The organism is Vibrio floridensis (assembly GCF_021852965.1).
In the GTDB taxonomy this organism is placed as follows: Bacteria; Pseudomonadota; Gammaproteobacteria; order Enterobacterales; family Vibrionaceae; genus Vibrio; species Vibrio floridensis.
Window position 1 is genome coordinate 134,914 of record NZ_JAKGCY010000006.1, and the last position, 19,407, is coordinate 154,320.

15 protein-coding genes are annotated in these 19,407 nt (G+C 47.4%); 12 read left to right on the plus strand and 3 right to left on the minus strand.

The window, feature by feature from the left end:
- Window positions 1-50: 50 nt before the first annotated feature.
- From rodZ to LZU85_RS11705, 8 genes are all read left to right on the plus strand, one after another.
- Entirely contained in the window at window positions 51-1,001 is a 951-nt protein-coding gene (gene rodZ / locus LZU85_RS11670) for a cytoskeleton protein RodZ (protein WP_108653624.1), read from the plus strand.
- Window positions 1,002-1,006: 5 nt separating this feature from the next.
- Entirely contained in the window at window positions 1,007-2,125 is a 1,119-nt protein-coding gene (gene ispG, locus LZU85_RS11675; protein WP_011078526.1) for a flavodoxin-dependent (E)-4-hydroxy-3-methylbut-2-enyl-diphosphate synthase, read from the plus strand.
- Between the two features lie 35 nt (window positions 2,126-2,160).
- Complete coding sequence (hisS, locus tag LZU85_RS11680; protein WP_011078525.1) at window positions 2,161-3,429, plus strand: histidine--tRNA ligase; 1,269 nt, start codon at window positions 2,161-2,163, stop codon at window positions 3,427-3,429.
- A gap of 69 nt (window positions 3,430-3,498) precedes the next feature.
- A complete protein-coding gene (locus LZU85_RS11685) occupies window positions 3,499-4,113 on the plus strand; it encodes a YfgM family protein (protein WP_045627619.1) in 615 nt (204 codons plus the stop codon).
- A gap of 12 nt (window positions 4,114-4,125) precedes the next feature.
- Entirely contained in the window at window positions 4,126-5,286 is a 1,161-nt protein-coding gene (gene bamB, locus LZU85_RS11690; protein ID WP_176298034.1) for an outer membrane protein assembly factor BamB, read from the plus strand.
- A gap of 184 nt (window positions 5,287-5,470) precedes the next feature.
- Complete coding sequence (der, locus tag LZU85_RS11695; protein ID WP_176298033.1) at window positions 5,471-6,961, plus strand: ribosome biogenesis GTPase Der; 1,491 nt, start codon at window positions 5,471-5,473, stop codon at window positions 6,959-6,961.
- A gap of 497 nt (window positions 6,962-7,458) precedes the next feature.
- Window positions 7,459-8,481, plus strand: a complete 1,023-nt coding sequence (locus LZU85_RS11700; protein ID WP_237287141.1) for a sensor domain-containing diguanylate cyclase — start codon at window positions 7,459-7,461, stop codon at window positions 8,479-8,481.
- Window positions 8,482-8,512: 31 nt separating this feature from the next.
- Entirely contained in the window at window positions 8,513-8,743 is a 231-nt protein-coding gene (locus LZU85_RS11705; RefSeq protein WP_237287142.1) for a zinc ribbon domain-containing protein, read from the plus strand.
- An 8-nt stretch (window positions 8,744-8,751) separates the two neighbouring features.
- Here LZU85_RS11705 and xseA read toward each other — a convergent pair whose 3' ends face one another.
- Entirely contained in the window at window positions 8,752-10,083 is a 1,332-nt protein-coding gene (xseA, locus tag LZU85_RS11710; protein WP_176298030.1) for an exodeoxyribonuclease VII large subunit, read from the minus strand.
- 233 nt (window positions 10,084-10,316) lie between these two features.
- Here xseA and guaB point away from each other — a divergent pair, with 233 nt between their 5' ends.
- The 4 genes from guaB (at window position 10,317) to LZU85_RS11730 (ending at window position 16,166) form a co-directional block, all read left to right on the plus strand.
- Window positions 10,317-11,780 (plus strand): IMP dehydrogenase, encoded by a 1,464-nt coding sequence (gene guaB, locus LZU85_RS11715; protein ID WP_013572343.1) that lies wholly within the window; start codon window positions 10,317-10,319, stop codon window positions 11,778-11,780.
- An 82-nt stretch (window positions 11,781-11,862) separates the two neighbouring features.
- The gene (gene guaA, locus LZU85_RS11720; RefSeq protein WP_017419991.1) at window positions 11,863-13,416 is read left to right on the plus strand and encodes a glutamine-hydrolyzing GMP synthase; all 1,554 of its coding nucleotides are present in this window, start codon (window positions 11,863-11,865) and stop codon (window positions 13,414-13,416) included.
- A gap of 298 nt (window positions 13,417-13,714) precedes the next feature.
- Complete coding sequence (locus LZU85_RS11725; protein WP_237287143.1) at window positions 13,715-15,412, plus strand: chitinase; 1,698 nt, start codon at window positions 13,715-13,717, stop codon at window positions 15,410-15,412.
- Between the two features lie 160 nt (window positions 15,413-15,572).
- Window positions 15,573-16,166 (plus strand): acetate uptake transporter, encoded by a 594-nt coding sequence (locus tag LZU85_RS11730; RefSeq protein WP_237287144.1) that lies wholly within the window; start codon window positions 15,573-15,575, stop codon window positions 16,164-16,166.
- 124 nt (window positions 16,167-16,290) lie between these two features.
- Here LZU85_RS11730 and LZU85_RS11735 read toward each other — a convergent pair whose 3' ends face one another.
- Both LZU85_RS11735 and LZU85_RS11740 read right to left on the minus strand, forming a co-directional pair.
- On the minus strand, window positions 16,291-17,832 hold the full coding sequence (locus LZU85_RS11735; protein WP_237287145.1) for an alanine/glycine:cation symporter family protein: 1,542 nt from the start codon (window positions 17,830-17,832) through the stop codon (window positions 16,291-16,293).
- A gap of 320 nt (window positions 17,833-18,152) precedes the next feature.
- Entirely contained in the window at window positions 18,153-19,406 is a 1,254-nt protein-coding gene (locus LZU85_RS11740; protein ID WP_237287146.1) for a D-amino acid dehydrogenase, read from the minus strand.
- Window position 19,407 lies beyond the last annotated feature (1 nt).

Consider the following 19,407-nt stretch of genomic DNA (forward strand, 5'->3'; position numbering starts at 1 on the left):
ATGAATAATAAGCGCACTTAACTTTCATTATTTGAAGATTTTAGACAGTTATGACTACAGATAACGATTTTTCACAAGACAGTGCCACAGAATCTCTCGCCATTGAACAAGTCGGTACCTTACTCAAACGCCAACGCGAATCAATGGGTTACACGCAAAAACAAGTCGCAGATCGATTACGTTTACGCGTTAACGTGATTGAACAGATCGACGACAACCAGCTTGAAAGTGGCCAAGTGGCGACCTTTACTCGCGGTTATTTGCGCTCTTACGCCAGATTGGTTGGTCTTGATGAAAAAATCATTCTTGATGCGCTAGACAATACTGGTGACGCGCAGCACCAAGAACAGGAGATGCAGAGCTTCTCACGTAAAACCAATACGGAGAAACACAATAGCCGCATCATGCTGATCACTTGGGGTATTTTCATCATCATCACGGGCATTTCTTCACTTTGGTGGTGGCAAAATCAGCAAGAGAACAGTTTAGCTCAGTCGGTCAATCAAGCCGCTCAACTTGATAATGCAGTGATTGAAGAGAATGAGCCACCTGTGCTTGACGATGTTGTGATGCAAGAAATGAGTATGGCCGAAGGGGATGCTCAGCCAGAGATCGCGACAGAAGTGGAGGTTGAGCCTGCTCAGGTTGAGACAACGGAAAGCACTCCCGTTGAGGAAGCGGTGGAAAGTGATGCCCAAGCACAACTGACACCGCCAGTGGCAGAAGAATCACTCCCGTTAGAAGCACCCAAAGCCAATGGTGAAACCGCCTTAACCATGGCTTTTCGTTCGGACTGCTGGGTTCAAGTTAAAGACGCCAGTGGTAAGACATTGATTTCTGGCATCCGCAAATCGGGTCAAGATTTAAACCTCTCTGGTCAGGCCCCTTTTAACGTTATTTTGGGCGCGCCAGAAGGCGTGACCATGACATTTGCAAGTGAACCTGTCGACCTTTCTCGGTATACTGCAGGCAAAGTAGCTCGATTCACCTTACCTTTGTAAAGATTATGCACAACGAATCTCCAATTATCCGTCGTAAATCGACGCGAATTTATGTGGGCGATGTTCCAATCGGTGATGGTGCGCCAATCGCGGTGCAATCCATGACCAATACTCGCACTACGGACGTAGCAGCCACCGTTGCTCAAATTAAAGCATTGGAAAATGTCGGCGCCGACATTGTTCGTGTTTCTGTTCCGACGATGGATGCGGCTGAAGCTTTCAAGCTGATCAAACAGCAAGTATCGATTCCATTAGTCGCCGATATTCATTTTGATTATCGTATCGCACTGAAAGTGGCCGAATACGGGGTGGATTGTTTACGCATCAACCCGGGCAACATTGGTAATGAAGAGCGCATTCGCTCAGTCGTTGATTGCGCGCGTGACAAAAACATTCCAATTCGCATCGGTGTCAACGGTGGGTCGCTAGAGAAAGATCTGCAAATGAAGTATGGCGAGCCGACACCAGAAGCTTTGGTCGAGTCTGCCATGCGCCATGTTGATATTCTTGATCGCCTCAACTTTGATCAATTTAAAGTCAGTGTGAAAGCGTCAGACGTTTTCCTCGCGGTGGATTCTTACCGACTGTTGGCGAAGAAAATCGATCAACCTCTGCATCTCGGCATTACAGAAGCGGGTGGTGCTCGTGCTGGTGCAGTGAAATCGGCGGTTGGCTTAGGCATGCTTTTAGCGGAAGGTATTGGCGATACGCTACGTATCTCTTTGGCGGCGAACCCTGTTGAAGAGATCAAAGTGGGTTTTGATATTCTTAAGTCATTGCGAATTCGTTCGCGAGGCATCAACTTTATCGCGTGTCCATCGTGTTCACGTCAGGAATTTGATGTCATCAGCACGGTCAATGCACTGGAAGAGCGACTTGAAGACATCATTACTCCGATGGATGTCTCCATCATTGGTTGCGTTGTGAATGGTCCGGGTGAAGCTGAGGTATCGCATCTCGGTCTGGCTGGCAGCAACAAGAAGAGCGCTTTTTACGAAGATGGTAAACGTCAAAAAGAGCGCTTCGACAATGAAGATCTGGTGAATCAACTAGAAGCGAAGATCCGTGCCAAAGCGGCACGCATGGATGAAAGCAACCGCATCGACATTAAAGTGCAAAACTAAATCTCAACGAAGTCATTCAAATTACGGTAATTATTGTGGCAAAAACAATCCAAGCAATTCGAGGCATGAATGATTGTCTCCCAACTCAATCACCACTGTGGCAGAAGCTAGAAGGCGCAGTGAAGAACGTAATTAGCGCATACGGTTACAATGAAATGCGCATGCCAATCGTTGAGATGACGCATCTATTTAGCCGTGCTATTGGCGAAGTGACTGATGTGGTTGAAAAAGAGATGTACACCTTTGAAGACCGCAATGGTGACAGCTTAACATTACGTCCAGAAGGCACCGCGGGTTGTGTGCGTGCCGGGATTGAAAACGGTTTGCTGTACAACCAAGAACAGCGCGTTTGGTACATGGGTCCTATGTTCCGCCACGAGCGTCCACAAAAAGGTCGTTACCGTCAATTCCACCAGTGTGGTGTAGAAGTTTTTGGTCTCAATGGCCCTGACGTCGATGCAGAGCTGATCATGATGACTGCGCGTCTTTGGCGTGAACTTGGCATTGATAAACATGTGCGTCTAGAGCTGAACTCGATTGGTTCGTTGGAAGCGCGCGCAAACTATCGCACTGCACTGATCGCATTTCTTGAGCAACATATCGATGTGCTGGATGAAGATTGCAAACGTCGTATGCATACTAACCCACTACGTGTATTGGATACCAAGAATCCAGATGTACAAGCGATTTTGGGTGATGCGCCACGTTTGTCTGACTACTTAGATCCAGAGTCAACGCAACATTTTGCGGGTTTGTGTGAACTTCTTGACGCGGCGGGTATCGAATACACAGTCAACGAACGCTTGGTTCGTGGTCTGGATTACTACAACCGCACGGTTTTTGAATGGATCACGGAAAGTCTAGGCTCTCAAGGTACCGTTTGTGGTGGTGGCCGTTACGATGGCCTAGTAGAGCAACTTGGTGGCAAAGCGACACCTGCGGTGGGTTTTGCGATGGGCTTAGAGCGTTTAGTGCTAATGTTGGAAACGTTAGAGCTGACGGATGTTCGTCGTAGTGTGGACGTTTACGTCGTCACTGCGGGTGAAGGCACTATGATGGCTGGCATGAAGTTGGCGGAACAAGTTCGTGAAGCCATTCCTGGGGTTCGCGTGATGAACCACTTTGGTGGTGGTAACTTTAAGAAACAATTTAAACGTGCTGACAAAGTGGGCGCGGTTGTAGCCCTAGTACTGGGTGAGAATGAAGTTGCAGACAACACCGTTGTATTGAAAGATCTCGCTGGTGGTGAGCAAGTTACGTATTCACAGCAAGAGATTGCCAGCAAAATTGCTGAGCTGATTTAAGCTCTGGCAGCAGTCACAACAATAGCAGCGGTTTCGCTGCCATTGAATCAGTTTTAAAGAGGACAGGAAGTGGAAGTTTACAATACTGAAGAAGAACAAGTTGAAGCGATAAAAGATTGGTGGAAAGAGAACGGCAAAGCCGTGATCATCGGTGCCGTTGTTGGTCTCGGTGGTCTATTTGGCTGGCGTTACTACCAAGATAGCGTAACGCAAGCGCGTGAAGCTGCTTCACAAAATTATACTTCCGCAATTAATGCATTACAGGCGAAAGGCGCTGAAGCGGCTGCGGATGTTGAAGCTTTCATTGCCTCTAATGACGTCAAAGAGTATTCGGTACTGGCGGCGTTACAACTGGCTAAAGCACAAGTAACCGCTGGTGATCTTAATGCTGCGCTAACCCAGCTAAAATGGGCTCAGAGCAACAGCAAAGATGCGGCTCTTATTCCGTTAACGACTTACCGTATTGCGCGAGTAGAAGCAGAGTTAGGCAATTTTGATGCAGCGAAAGCTGAGCTAGCAAAAGTGACAGACGCTAGCTGGGCTGGCCGAGTAGCAGAATTGCGTGGTGATATTGCTTTGCGTCAGGGTGACAAAGAAGCCGCTTATGCCGCTTACTCTGAAGCGCAACAAGCCGCTGATGCAGGTCAAACTCTGCAAATGAAATTGGATGATCTGGCAAAATAAGGACTTCATGGCATGAAGAAAATGGTCAGGAAAGCCTTATTAGGCATGATTACAGTGGGTGTGTTGGCGGGTTGTGCCAGTGAAGAAGACACCATTGTAATGGCGCCATTGCCACAGGTGAATAGCCAGTTCACTCCGCAATCAGCTTGGAGTACCAGTGTCGGTAATGGTGTAGGCCATTATTTCTCTAAACTCTCTCCTGAATATGCTTACGACAAGCTATTTATCGCCAGTCGTGATGGTGTAGTGAGAGCTCTGGATCCAACATCAGGTAAGCAACTGTGGAGCCAAAACGTCAAGCAAGGCGACACAGCGAGATTGTCTGGTGGCTTAACCGCCGCTTACGGCCGCGTCTACATTGGCAGTGAAAATGGTGAGCTGATCGCTTTGGACGAAGCGACTGGTGAGGTCTCTTGGCGCATCTCTGTGGTCGGCGAGATCTTAGCAAAGCCCGTTGCTGAAAATGGTCTAGTGATTGTGAATACCAGCAATGGCGTATTGATGGCCTTCGATCAAGATAATGGCGAACAAAAGTGGACCATCAGCACTGAAGTACCTAACTTGACTCTGCGCGGCGATAGTACACCGACGGCGGTATCAGGTGGTGTGTTTTGGGGAACGGCGAATGGCCGTTTAGCGGCGGCTATTGTTGAGCGTGGTCAGTTGATCTGGCAACAGCCTGTTGGTACACCAAAAGGCGCGACTGAAATCGATCGTTTAGTGGATGTGGATTCGTCACCAATCGTTTTGGGTGGCACGCTGTATGTCGTGGGCTACAACGGACAGTTAATCGCACTTGATTTACGTTCAGGCAATGCTGTTTGGAAGCGCAATTACTCATCGGCAATCGATATGGCGACCGATGGCAGCCGTTTGTTTGTTGTGACTGACAAAGATCACCTCGTGGCGGTCGATGCACGCAGTGGCACCGAGTTGTGGCAAAATGAACAGCTAGAGCATCGTTTGTTGACCGCACCAGTTATCGTGAATAACTATGTTGTAGTCGGTGACAGCCAAGGCTATTTACATTGGCTTGATCGCACTTCTGGTGAGTTCGTGGCTCAGCAGATGATCAATGACAGCGGTTTTTCGGTTGGACCTACGGTATTGCCAGATGGCTATGTCATTACCACGCGTGACGGCAATGTAAAGAAACTGACGATTAACGAATAATCGTGATATAATTCACATTCGGCTCCTGGCTGGTGACAGTTAGGAGCCGTTTTGTTGCTAGATTTTTATTTAGCGATGTTGATGACTAATAAATAGATTGTGGTTATAGGTAAAAAGCTGGTTCCTAGTGGTCGAGCAAGTGGTTACCTATAACTACAGAACGAAGATGAATGTAGAGGTTGTTATGATACCTGTTGTTGCTTTGGTTGGACGTCCTAACGTAGGAAAATCTACGTTATTTAACCGACTAACTCGCTCACGTGATGCGTTGGTTGCAGACTTTCCTGGCCTCACGCGAGACCGTAAGTATGGCCAAGCCAAAGTGGGTGAGCACGACTTTATTGTGATTGATACCGGTGGTATCGATGGTTCTGAAGAAGGCGTTGAGACCAAAATGGCAGAACAGTCACTTGCTGCGATCCGCGAAGCTGACGTTGTGCTGTTCATGGTGGATGGCCGTGCAGGATTGACGCCATCCGATGAGGCGATAGCTGCCCACTTACGTAAAATTGAAAAAGCCACTATGTTGGTGGTGAACAAAGTGGACGGTATCGATGCGGATGCCGCCAGCGCGGACTTTTGGCAACTTGGTGTGGGTGAAATGTACCAAATTGCCGCTGCTCACGGTCGCGGTGTGACAGCGCTAATTGAACGTGCGCTGAATCCTTTTTTCGACGATCTGCTGAGCTCTCATGCGGAAGGTGAACTAGAAGATCTGACCGAATTTGAAGATGAAGACGCAGAACAGCAAGATTTTTCTGAAGAAGATGCGGAAGCATCATTAAAACGTCTTCAAGACCAGCCGATCAAGTTGGCGATTATCGGTCGTCCAAACGTAGGTAAATCGACACTGACAAACCGTATTCTAGGTGAAGAACGCGTTGTTGTGTATGACATGCCGGGAACCACGCGTGACTCTATTTACATTCCAATGGAACGTGATGGTCGCGAATACGTGTTGATCGACACAGCAGGTGTTCGTCGTCGCGGTAAAGTACATGAAACGGTTGAAAAATTCTCTGTTGTTAAAACCCTGAAAGCGGTTGAAGACGCCAACGTTGTGCTATTGATTATCGATGCGCGTGAGAACATTTCAGACCAAGATTTAAGCTTGCTTGGATTTGCTCTGAATGCTGGTCGCTCCATTGTTCTTGCTGTGAACAAGTGGGATGGCTTGGATAACGAAGTGAAAGAGAATGTGAAGAAAGAGCTCGATCGCCGTCTTGGTTTCGTCGATTTTGCTCGCATTCACTTCATCTCTGCGTTGCATGGTACGGGTGTTGGTCATTTGTTTGAATCAGTGCAAGAAGCTTACCGCTCTGCAACCACTCGTGTAGGGACATCGGTACTGACACGTATCATGAAGATGGCAACAGAAGATCATCAACCGCCAATGGTTCGTGGCCGTCGTGTGAAGCTGAAATACGCGCACGCTGGTGGATACAACCCACCCATCATTGTGATTCACGGTAACCAAGTTCGTGATCTGCCGGATTCTTACAAGCGTTATCTAATGAATTACTTCCGTAAGTCACTAGATATCATGGGTACACCGATTCGCATCCAGTTCCAAAACAGTGATAACCCATTTGAAAATCGCTCAAGCAAAATGACTTTGTCTCAAGAGCGTGCGCGTAAGCGTATGATGAGCGCGGTGAAAAACCGCAAGAAATAAGCTGTTTTTTACACCTAATGCCCAAGCATCGACTTGGGCTTTTTTATATCTGTATCCAGCAACAGGAAATCTCAAGCTCATCAAACTGATGACCATTGAGTCGTTGAGATCTCTTAGATTGCAAAAACAAGAGGCGATTAGTCGCTGTCAGAAAAAAGCAAACCTGAATGGAAAATGATCTTTGCGTTAAATTCTGTTTTTGTCGTTTATTAGCTATCAGATTGGTATTTTTGTCTGTTTGAAATTGATATGCAGCATATGTAACTTATGCTTTCGGGGTGTGGTTATATAAATATTCTTTTTTGAGTAGATCGCTGATCAAAATGTAATAACCAGACGATCAAGATAGGATCCGATAAGCGTGCCTGAGGTCGTATTAATGATGTTATCGTTCTGTTAAACTGTCGATAACCATACCGTAGCATTGCTGAGTGAATCAACAATGCTAGGATAAATCATAATAATATTGAGTAAAGTTAGTACACTAGAGCGCTGCTATGGATACCGTCAGACTATTGGAAGCTCATAAGTCGATCAACCAGCTATTAGGCAAACTGGCCTTGGGATTGGACAAAGATCAGTTAAACGGCGAGATCGTCGAACTTTCAGAGGTTCTTTTTGGATCTCGAAAGGCCTCGATTCTCAAGTTAGATCCTGACAAAAACACCCTTCACGTAGAATACGCCCCGAATCTTCCAGATTTCTACAATCAAACGATTGAAGGGGTTGTTATCGGTAAAAATGTAGGTTCTTGCGGCGCTGCTGCCTATAGTGGCAAATCTGTCGTCGTCAGTGATATCTACCAACACCCGAATTGGCAGCCTTATCTCGCGTTAGCGGAAGCGGCCAACCTTGCTGCATGTTGGTCTGTGCCAATCCTATCGCGACAAAAGAAAGTGCTAGGGACTTTTGCTATTTACAGTGAAATGCCATCAAGTCCCGCTAAAGAAGAACTTGAGATTTTGCATCTGCTAGCTGCTCTCTACTCAGTTGCGTTAGAAAAGTACCATCTTGAGGATCAACTGCATTACCATGTGAATCGAGATCCGCTTACTCAATGCTACAACCGAAGAATTCTCTATTCGGAGTCAGAGCCTTTACTCGTTGGTGCTCGGCAAAGCGCACGTGGGGTAGGGTGTTTTTTCGTCGATGTTGATGAGTTTAAATACATTAATGATCGATTTGGTCACGATGTGGGTGACAAGGTTTTGGTGAGTTTGGCGCAATGGCTGATGCAACACTTTCCGAAACAGGCGGTGATTGCTCGATATGGTGGCGATGAGTTTGTCGCGGTGTGCCAGTTTGAAGAGCAAGAAGATTTCGACCGGTTTTATCAGCAATTGCAAGGCGAGATCAAAATGTTTTTGCTGCTAGAAGATTATTCTGTTTCCGTTAGTATTGGCGCTGACTATGCTCAAGGTGAACGTTTAGCGAAATTGGATAAGTTAATTCGCAGTGCTGATATTCGTATGTATCAGATAAAGCGTGTCCACCAGAAAATTAGCGCAAGGCTGAACTGAGTAACAGAACAACAGACAAGAGTATTAGGTAATGAATGAGAATAAGTGTCCTGTTTGTGCACAAGCATTAGAGTGGAATGATCACTATCACTGTGAGCCTTGTCATAAAGACTTTAGTAAGATTGGTTATTGTCCAGAATGCGAAGCTGAGCTAGAGAAGCTGCAAGCGTGCGGTGCGGCCAATTACTTCTGTAATCACTGCAACGAGCTTAAATCGAAATCAAGAATCCGCTTTCAGTTCAAAGAGAAAACCACAGATTAAGCCATGGCTTAGTTCACAGTAGAGCGTACTTCACCATCGGATAGGCGGGTGACCAAAGTGTCGCCCGTTTTGATTTGTGATTGACGCGTAATCACTTCGCCTGATTCACTTTGAGTAATAGAGTAGCCTCGTTTCAGTGTTGCCAAAGGGCTTACAGTGTCGAGCTTCTCCGCGGCGATCGCGATCTGGTGGCGCAACCTTAGCAGCTTGCGGTCCATAGCATCCATCATCTTCTGTTCCACTCGTGCAAGTGCATTTTTTTGTTCACTGATTTGACGAACAGGCGAGAGTAATTGCAGTTTGTGCTGAACACGAGAGACCTTTTGTTCTCGTTGTGCCAGATACTTTTCCATCGCTCGTTGTAAGCGGATCTGCAACTCATCAGCTTGTTGAGTCTGACGCATCAAGCGATAGCGAGGATGCTGTTTCTCTAGTCGATGGCTCAGCGAGACGATGGTGCGATTTTGCTCGGTGAGGTAATGACGCCAGGCAGAATGCAGTTTTTGCTCGCGGCTGATTAAGGCTTGATCTTTGTGGCTGTTATCACGACTAACCAGTTCTGCAGCTGCGGATGGTGTTGGCGCACGCAAATCTGCAACAAAGTCCGCAATTGTCACATCAATCTCGTGACCAACCGCAGAGATGATCGGGATTTGGCTGGCGGCAATGGTTCGAGCAACAATCTCGTTGTTAAAGCACCAAAGATCTTCCAGTGAACCGCCTCCACGGCCGACAATCAATACGTCACATTCGTTACGGCTGTTTGCACGTCCAATTGCTTGAGCAATTTGAATGGCGGCCTCTTCTCCTTGTACCAGAGTCGGATAAATGACCACAGGAAGAGAAGGATCTCGGCGTTTCAGTACATCGAGAATGTCGTAAAGCGCGGCGCCAGTTTTAGAGGTAATAATACCGACGCATTTAGGGTGTTCTGGGATCGTCAATTTCGTGGATTGAGCGAAAAGCCCTTCGCTGGCCAGTTTCATTTTTAATGCATCAAATTGCTGTTGCAGACGACCATCGCCCTCTGGCTGCATGCTTTCGATGATCAACTGATAATCACCACGTGGCTCGTACAACGAAAGACGTGCTTTGACTAACACTTGATTACCATTGGTTGGCTTAAAAGAAACGAGGCGGTTATTCCCTTTAAACATGGCACATTTAACTTGAGCCATTGAGTCTTTGAGGGTGAAATACCAGTGACCAGAAACCGGCGCAGAGAAGTTAGAAATCTCTCCCACTAACCAAACAATGCCTAATTGGTTTTCAAGCAATAAACGAACTTCAGAATTTAAACGTGAGACGGTGAAGATGTTTGGATTGGTCAGAGAAGACAAAACTAATCCCGTAGACGTGGGTATGGAGGTTAGCCGCAATATAATACATATCAAGAGGGTAAATGCAAGAAAAAAATTAAAAAATTTGTGGCCAAGCGATTGCGTTGGCCGTATAATCCGTCCGCAATATCTAATCCAAATGTGGCACGTTACTCAACGTCTGCTGCCCTCATTATGCGAAACGATGAGATTGGATTGTTCTTTTTACCTCTACATATTGTGAGATATTGCAAATGCTAAGAATTGCCAAAGAAGCGCTGACATTCGATGACGTACTACTCGTGCCAGCTCACTCCACCGTTCTCCCAAACACAGCTGATCTTCGCACTCAGTTGACGAAAAACATCACACTGAACATTCCTATGATCTCTGCCTCGATGGATACCGTGACGGAAGCTCGTCTCGCTATTGCACTTGCGCAGGAAGGTGGCATTGGCTTTATTCACAAGAATATGTCTATCGAACAGCAAGCTGCTGAAGTTCGTAAAGTGAAGAAGTTTGAAGCGGGTGTGGTAACGGATCCTGTCACTGTAAGCCCTGATGCGACCATCGCGGATGTGGTTGCGCTGACCGACAAGCACGGTTTTGCTGGTTTCCCTGTGGTTACTGAAAGCAATGAGCTAGTGGGTATCATCACTGGTCGTGACGTACGTTTTGTGACAGACCTTTCTAAGAAAGTCTCTTCTGTCATGACGCCAAAAGAAAACTTGGCTGCCGTAAAAGAAGGTGCAACTCGCGCTGAAGTGCAAGAAAAAATGCATGAAGCCCGCGTTGAGAAAGTACTGGTTGTGAATGATGATTTCCAATTGACCGGTATGATCACGGCAAAAGACTTCCACAAAGCAGAACGTAAACCAAACGCATGTAAAGATGCGCAAGGTCGTCTACGCGTAGGCGCAGCGGTTGGTGCGGGTGCGGGTAACGAAGAACGCGTTGCTGCACTGGTTGAAGCCGGTGTTGATGTACTGTTGATTGACTCTTCACATGGTCACTCAGAAGGTGTTTTACAACGTATTCGTGATACACGAGCGGCATTCCCGAATCTTGATATCATTGGCGGCAACGTTGCAACAGCAGCGGGTGCCAAAGCCCTGATTGAAGCGGGCGTTAGCGCAGTAAAAGTGGGGATTGGCCCAGGCTCTATCTGTACGACTCGTATCGTAACTGGCGTAGGCGTTCCACAAATTACCGCGATTGCAGACGCAGCGGAAGTGGCGAACCAATATGGCGTGCCAGTGATTGCTGATGGTGGTATCCGTTTCTCTGGTGATATCTGTAAAGCGATTGCGGCGGGCGCATCTTGTGTGATGGTTGGTTCTATGTTTGCGGGTACTGAAGAAGCACCGGGTGAAGTGATTCTTTACAACGGCCGTTCTTACAAAGCTTACCGTGGTATGGGTTCTTTGGGCGCAATGTCTCAAGGTTCTTCAGATCGTTACTTCCAGTCAGACAACGCAGCAGACAAGCTGGTACCAGAAGGTATCGAAGGCCGTATCGCGTACAAAGGCCGCCTAAAAGAGATCGTTCACCAGCAAATGGGTGGTCTACGTTCAAGTATGGGCCTAACAGGCAGTGCAACGATTGAAGAAATGCGCACCAAAGCGGAATTCGTACGCATCACGGGCGCGGGTATGCAAGAGTCTCACGTGCACGATGTACAAATCACCAAAGAAGCACCTAACTATCGCTTGGGTTAATTGACCCTGAGTTGAAATTTAAAGCTTATGGGGAGCGAGATTTGCTCCCCATCCACCAAATTTGATATCGAGATTAACCTCAATGACTAAAAATATTCATGACCAACGTATTCTGATCCTAGATTTCGGTTCGCAGTACACTCAACTTGTTGCGCGCCGCGTACGTGAAATCGGCGTTTACTGTGAGCTTTGGAGCTGGGATGTTGAAGAAGCGGATATTCGTGAATTCAACCCAGACGGTATTATTCTTTCTGGTGGCCCAGAGAGCGTGACAGAAGATAACTCTCCTCGCGCACCTCAATATGTATTCGATTCAGGCGTGCCAGTACTGGGGGTGTGTTACGGCATGCAAACCATGGCTGAACAGCTAGGTGGCAAAGTATCGACTTCTGACGAGCGCGAATTTGGCTATGCAGCAGTTAAAGTGTCTGGTGAGTCAGCTATTTTCAAAGATCTTGAAGCCACTCAAGATGTGTGGATGAGCCACGGTGACAAAGTGGTTGAGATTCCAGCAGGTTTCACCAAAGTAGGTGAAACAGACACTTGTCCTTACGCAGCAATGGCGAACGAAGAGAAAAAATACTACGGCGTTCAGTTCCACCCAGAAGTAACGCACACTAAAAATGGCCTACAAATGCTAGAGAACTTTGTTCTTGGTGTTTGTGGTTGTGAGCGTCTATGGACTTCAGAATCCATCATCGAAGATGCCGTTGCTCGTATTAAAGAGCAAGTGGGTGACGATGAAGTGATCCTCGGTTTATCTGGTGGTGTGGATTCATCAGTCGTAGCAATGCTGGTTCACCGTGCAATCGGTGACAAGCTAACGTGTGTCTTCGTTGATAACGGTCTACTTCGTTTAAACGAAGGTCAGCAAGTGATGGACATGTTTGGCGACAAGTTTGGCCTAAACATCATCAAAGTTGATGCTGAAGAGCGTTTCCTAAAAGCACTTGAAGGCAAATCTGATCCTGAAGAGAAGCGTAAGACCATCGGTCACGTATTCGTCGATGTATTTGATGAAGAATCGAAGAAGCTGAAAAATGCGAAATGGCTCGCTCAAGGTACCATCTACCCAGACGTAATCGAGTCAGCTGCCTCTAAGACAGGTAAAGCGCACGTAATCAAATCTCACCATAACGTGGGCGGTCTGCCAGACGACATGGCTATGGGTCTTGTTGAGCCACTACGTGAGCTGTTCAAAGATGAAGTGCGTAAGATTGGTCTAGAACTTGGCCTACCTTACGAAATGCTCTACCGCCACCCATTCCCTGGTCCGGGTCTAGGTGTTCGTGTTCTTGGTGAAATCAAGAAAGAGTACTGTGATTTGCTACGTCGTGCGGACGCTATCTTTATTGAAGAGCTCCACGCAGCGGATCTTTACAACAAGGTATCTCAAGCGTTTACGGTATTCCTACCAGTACGTTCCGTAGGCGTAATGGGCGACGGTCGTAAGTATGACTGGGTGGTATCACTACGTGCTGTAGAGACCATCGACTTCATGACGGCGCATTGGGCACACCTACCGTACGATTTCCTAGGTAAGGTTTCTAACCGTATTATCAACGAAGTAAACGGTATCTCACGCGTGGTTTACGATATCTCTGGTAAGCCACCAGCAACCATCGAATGGGAATAATCTTGCGTCCATAGCAACGCATGAACCCCAGACAGAACCCCGAGTTTTACTCGGGGTTTTTTATTACCTTCACTAAACCACCAAATAAAACGGCAGCCATTCACTGCTGTTTACTGGGGGTGTTGGTTTTGGAACAAGGTGAACATTCATTTTGTCTTGGAATGTTATGCTGTTTGCATGTGACGGAAATGACTCGCAGTTTTGTTTCGCAATTGGAAATCTCTCTGACTTTCCTATCAATTAAGGACTACTCTGCCAAAAAGGTAACAATTTGTGTAGAGAAAAAGGAAAAGGATAAATGAAGATTTCCCATCTGTCGGTTCTGATCGGATGTACGTTGGCCGCTGGAGCGCAAGCGGCAATGAATATCCAACCAGACCCTCAAAACCCAAATGGATATGTTGTTTCACGCGCGGATCTGCAAACCGCTGAGCAGGCGCAAACGGCAGATCCCATGTACGCAATTTGGTCGAAGGCGTTAGAAACACGCTCGAATACCATCGTCGAAGCCATTGCTCCCGGTGCGGCGAGTAACCCTGATAACGTAAAGCGTACTGAACGTGTTTTCCCACAAAGTGAATGGGATTTTCTCACTCATATGGCTGCGCCCGAATACACTTATACGCGTTTTTTAAAGGCGATAGGTAAGTTCCCCGCTTTCTGTGGTGAATACACTGATGGGCGGGATTCGGATGCGATCTGTAAAAAATCCATCGTGACGGCCTTTGCTCATTTCTCGCAAGAAACCGGTGGCCACATTGCAATTGATAACGTCTCTGACAACCCACTAGGCCTGGAAGAGTGGCAACAAGCGTTGGTTCATGTGCGTGAAATGGGGTGGTCGGAAGGTCAAGCAGGTTACACCACGGGTTGTGGTCAGAACGATTGGCAAAACAAACGTTGGCCGTGTGAAGCGGGGCAGGGCTATTTTGGCCGTGGGGCAAAACAGCTTTCTTACCACTTCAACTACGGTGCGTTTTCGGAAGTGATGTACGATGGTGATGCTACTGTGCTGCTTAAGAACCCAGCTTTGGTGGCGGACTCTTGGTTAAACCTCGCTTCAGCCATTTGGTTTTTCTTAACGCCTCAAGCGCCGAAACCAGCCATGCTGCATGTGATCGACCGTACTTGGGTACCATCCCAACGTGAAGTGGACGCGGGCATTGGCTACGGCTTTGGTACCACGATTAACGTCATCAATGGTGGCATTGAGTGTGGTGAGCAGAATAAAGACAAAGGCCAGCCAGTTAACCGTATTCGTTACTGGGAAGGGTTAGCATCGCACTATCAAATCCCTGTGGAAGCGGATGAAAAGAACACCTGTTGGCAGCAAACCCCTTATGGCAGTTTGAACCTCAATGGTGCAACCGACGTGCTCTACACCAACTGGGACGGCAACTGGAAATATTACGCCGATCGTCCAGGAGGCTATTCCTTTGAGTGTGAATTGGTGGGCTTCCAAACGGCCTATTCGGCGTTAGTACCAGGTGACTACGAAAAATGTGTGACTAACTTCTATGGCTCGCACGCAAGTTGGCCAGAAGTGCGTGTGGTTGACAAACTAGACCCTGTTGACCCAGGAACCCAACCGGGTGGCAATGAATGGAGCGCAAGTAAAGTTTACGTTGCTGGCGACCAAGTTATCTACAAAGGTGCGACATACAAGGCGAAGTGGTGGACACAAGGCAACGATCCAAGCCTAGGTGGGCCTTGGGAATTGGTGGCGGGAACACCAACAGAGCCAACACCGGATCCTGTGCCAACCCCAGAACCGACTCCGGACCCAGAGCCAACACCGGATCCAACTCCTGAACCGACGCCCGATCCAACCCCTGTCCCAGGTACCTTTATTCAGTGGGAACCGGGTGTAACGCAGGTTGCTAATGGTGAAAAAGTGACTTACAACGGTAAGTGCTTTATCGCTAAAAATGGCCCAGGAGTTTGGGAGACGCCAACGCAATCAAACTGGTTCTGGGATGAGATTTCTTGTCAGTAACCTTTCCAACCTCAAGCAAACTCTGGCTATGCCAGAGTTTGTTTATTCAGCCAGTTTAATATGAAATCTTAGTTTGCACTTTAGCTAGCTATCTTTTATCCAACGCTTCATTAAAATCCGCGCGTAATTTTTATAAACATTTTTGAAAAGGTACGCGTTTATGTCTACTAAACTGGCTAACCCAGCGCCACTTGGTCTAATGGGTTTCGGTATGACTACTATCCTGCTCAACATTCACAATGCAGGTTTCTTCCCGATTGACTCTATGATCTTGGCAATGGGCATCTTTTACGGTGGTCTAAGCCAAGTGATCGTAGGCATCATGTGCTTTAAGCGTGGTGATACCTTTGGTACCACAGCGTTTACGTCTTACGGCCTATTCTGGTTGACGCTGGTTGCGTTGATCGTGATGCCATACATGGGCCTACCAGCAAGCCCTGCGAATTTCATGGGTTGGTACCTTGCTCTGTGGGGTATTTTCACTGGTTTCATGTTCATTGGCTCGCTTTGCTACCCAATAGCAAAACAAGTGGTATTTGGTTCATTGACCATTCTGTTTGCACTGCTAGCAGCACGTGATTTTACGGGCAGCGAACTTATCGGCACGATCGCGGGCTTTGAAGGCATCTTCTGTGGTGCGAGCGCAATCTACTTCGCTATGGCCCAAGTGCTAAACAACGAATATGGCCGCACTATTTTGCCTATTGGTGAAAAGAAAGCACCAGCAGTGAACGCGCAAGAGCTTGCTGCATAAGCCACATCGTTTTGGGAACAGAAATGAAAGGGGTTAGCCAATGGCTAACCCCTTTTCTTATTTGCCCGTGAGGGCAACACTGCCTTTTTCTTATTGTACGATGTTGTGTTTACTTCCTGAGAAGTTAGAGTGAAGGCTGCTCCACGACGGTGGTTTGTTTTTCTTCCGTTTGTGGATCTTGACCAGTTTTACGTTTGTATTTCTCTTCCCAGTAAGTTGCACCTGAGATACCCAGTTTTACAGGGTTGAAGGTATATTCTGTCACGCCTTGTTTCTGCTGCTCTTCATAATCTTGCAGCGCTTTGATTGCCGGTTTTGACATGAAGAAAATGATCAAGATGCCGACGATATTGAGCCATGCCATTAAGCCAACGCCAACGTCACCCATAGCCCATGCCAAGTTTGCCGTTTTCACTGTGCCATAGAACACGACCGCGATCAGTGCCACTTTGAGCAGGAACATTAGGCCTTCCACTTTCACGCTGCGGCGAATGTAAGCGATGTTCGTTTCTGCAATGTAGTAGTAAGCAAGAATGGTGGTAAAGGCGAAGAAGAACAGTGCAACCGCAATGAATGGTTTACCTACGCCTGGCAATGCACTTTCAATCGCCATTTGTGTAAACACAGGGCCATTGGCTGCGATTTCAGCCGATATGTTCTGTACGAGGAAACCTTCTGCCCCATGAACGTTATACGCACCAGTGATCAGAATCATGAAGGCGGTCGCTGAACAGACGAGCAGTGTATCGATGTAGATTGAGAACGACTGCACCAAACCTTGCTGAGCAGGGTGCTCAACACTGGCTGCCGCCGCTGCGTGAGGACCAGTACCCTGACCTGCTTCGTTGGAGTAAACACCGCGCTTAACACCCCAGCCTATAGCTGCACCAATCCCTGCCATCGGAGTGAAGGCATCACCTACGATCATTGCGATGATACGTGGTACTTCACCAATGTTGAGCAGGATGATCACGAACGCCGTGATCACATAAGCAAGAGCCATGAATGGCACCACCACTTGGGTGAAGTTTGCGATACGTTTTACGCCACCAAAAATGATGAACGCTAGGATGACAGAGATGACTGTACCAGTGAAAATTTTCGCAAAACTGAAGGTGCCGATGGCGGTCTCAATCATCTCTCCAGGACCAAATGCCGCTTCAACCGCATTACCAATGCTGTTCGACTGCACGCCTGGTAGTAGGAAGCCACACGCAAAGATAGTAGAGATAGCAAAGATCCATGCGTACCACTTCTGACCCATGGCCTTTTCAATGTAATAAGCTGGGCCACCACGGAATTCACCGTTGTCTTCTTCTTTGTAGATTTGCGCCAGTGTGGATTCTGCATAGGCGGTTGCAGCACCAAAGAAGGCTACGACCCACATCCAGAATACCGCACCCGGACCACCAAAACCGATCGCTGCTGCGACACCTGCGATGTTACCTGTACCGACGCGACCAGAAAGTGAAACGGCTAATGCTTGGAAAGAGGAGATCCCTTTTGAAGAGCTTTTGCCAGAAAGGAGTAGGCGCCACATTTCGAAGAAGTGACGCACTTGAACGAAGCGAGTCACGATGGAGTAGAACAGACCAGCGCCCAAGCACAGATAAATCAGCACCGGGCTCCAGATAATTCCATTCAGAAAATCAACTAAAGACTGCATGAGTATTTTTCCCTGTTAGATGTTTGTGTTGTTTGTTTTCTGTTCGGTATATTAATCTTTTTGTAATGCAATTGTTAATTAAAATATCCAAAACATATCACCTTCGTGACTGTGAACACAAAATGCTAATAAATTGTTAAATGGAAAGTGGGAAAAACGCTGTATAGAACAAGATGCGGGATATCGGTGGCTATTTACTTTTATTGCAGAATAATGCATCGCAGAACCATTCATCTTTTGTATAAGATGGGTTCTGCGATGTTGGGAAATTTTAGATAAATCCTCTAATGGCTTATCTGGCCACTTTATTGCGGGTTGGGTTAGCTGGCGTAGCGGAAGAGATCCAACCCTGCCTGACTCTCCGTTTGCTCGCCGGTGATGATTTGGCTTAGCAAGTGACCTGAGCCACACGCCATGGTCCAACCTAAGGTGCCATGTCCGGTATTGGTGTAAAGATTCTTGAGCGGGGTTTTGCCGATGAGTGGTGTGCCGTCTGGTGTCATAGGGCGAAAACCTGTCCAGAATTCCGCCTTAGCAAAATCACCGCTATGAGGGAAAAGATCGTTCACGACCATAGAAATGGTTGCTTTGCGTTTCTCAGGAATTGCAGGATCGAACCCCGCGAGCTCTGCCGTGCCTGCCACGCGGATACGGTCATCAAATCGTGTCAGCGCCACTTTATAGGTTTCATCCATGACCGTAGAAACCGGAGCTTGGCTTTCATCGGTGATCGGAACGGTCAGTGAATAACCTTTGACCGGATAAACAGGTATCGTGATCCCTAGTTGTGCCAGTATTGCGGTGGAATAACTGCCCATGGCCACCACGTATACATCCGCTTGCAATTCGCCAGCATCAGTAGACACACTCACTACTTGGTTACCTTGAGTATTGACTTTCTTCACGTTCGTATTGAACAAAAAAGTCACGCCTTGCTGTTGTGCCAGTTCCGTCATCTGTTGGCAAAACAAATAGCAATCGCCCGTTTCATCGTCAGGCAGGTAAAGACCGCCCGTCAGCTTATGGCTCACGGCTGCCAACCCCGGCTCTTGCTTAATGCACTCATCGACACTCATACGTTGATAGCGCGTACCGCTTTGCTCAAGCAGTGCGATGTCTTTTTCAATGGCGATCAATTGCTTTTGAGTACGAAAAACCTGTAACGTACCTTGTTGGCGGCCTTGGTATTCAATATCGTGCTCTAGGCGAAGTTGGCTAAGGCATTCACGGCTGTGATTGGCAATTGCCAACATCCTTGCTTTGTTCACTTGATAACGACTGAGTTGGCAATTGGCCAACATTTGTGTCGCCCATTTCAGCAGTTGAGGATCAAGAGAGGGTTTGATTTTCAGTGGTGCGTGCTCTTCCATCAGCCAGCGAAGCGCTTTTTGGGGAATGCCCGGTGCAGCCCAAGGCGAAGAGTAGCCGTAAGAGATCTGTCCTGCATTGGCAAAACTGGTTTCTTCCGCGCTGCGCGCTTGGCGGTCGACAACGGTCACCTGATAGCCCGATTTTTGTAGATACCACGCGCTCATCAAGCCAACCACACCACTGCCCAATACCACTGCTTTCATC

Excerpts from the sequence above, each read along its gene's own strand:
- rodZ (WP_108653624.1), top strand. The coding sequence starts at position 51 with ATGACTACAGATAACGATTTTTCACAAGACAGTGCCACAGAATCTCTC.
- ispG (WP_011078526.1), top strand. The coding sequence starts at position 1,007 with ATGCACAACGAATCTCCAATTATCCGTCGTAAATCGACGCGAATTTAT.
- bamB (WP_176298034.1), top strand. The coding sequence starts at position 4,126 with ATGAAGAAAATGGTCAGGAAAGCCTTATTAGGCATGATTACAGTGGGT.
- der (WP_176298033.1), top strand. The coding sequence starts at position 5,471 with ATGATACCTGTTGTTGCTTTGGTTGGACGTCCTAACGTAGGAAAATCT.
- LZU85_RS11700 (WP_237287141.1), top strand. The coding sequence starts at position 7,459 with ATGGATACCGTCAGACTATTGGAAGCTCATAAGTCGATCAACCAGCTA.
- LZU85_RS11705 (WP_237287142.1), top strand. The coding sequence starts at position 8,513 with ATGAATGAGAATAAGTGTCCTGTTTGTGCACAAGCATTAGAGTGGAAT.
- guaB (WP_013572343.1), top strand. The coding sequence starts at position 10,317 with ATGCTAAGAATTGCCAAAGAAGCGCTGACATTCGATGACGTACTACTC.
- guaA (WP_017419991.1), top strand. The coding sequence starts at position 11,863 with ATGACTAAAAATATTCATGACCAACGTATTCTGATCCTAGATTTCGGT.
- LZU85_RS11725 (WP_237287143.1), top strand. The coding sequence starts at position 13,715 with ATGAAGATTTCCCATCTGTCGGTTCTGATCGGATGTACGTTGGCCGCT.
- LZU85_RS11730 (WP_237287144.1), top strand. The coding sequence starts at position 15,573 with ATGTCTACTAAACTGGCTAACCCAGCGCCACTTGGTCTAATGGGTTTC.
- LZU85_RS11735 (WP_237287145.1), bottom strand. The coding sequence starts at position 17,832 with ATGCAGTCTTTAGTTGATTTTCTGAATGGAATTATCTGGAGCCCGGTG.
- LZU85_RS11740 (WP_237287146.1), bottom strand. The coding sequence starts at position 19,406 with ATGAAAGCAGTGGTATTGGGCAGTGGTGTGGTTGGCTTGATGAGCGCG.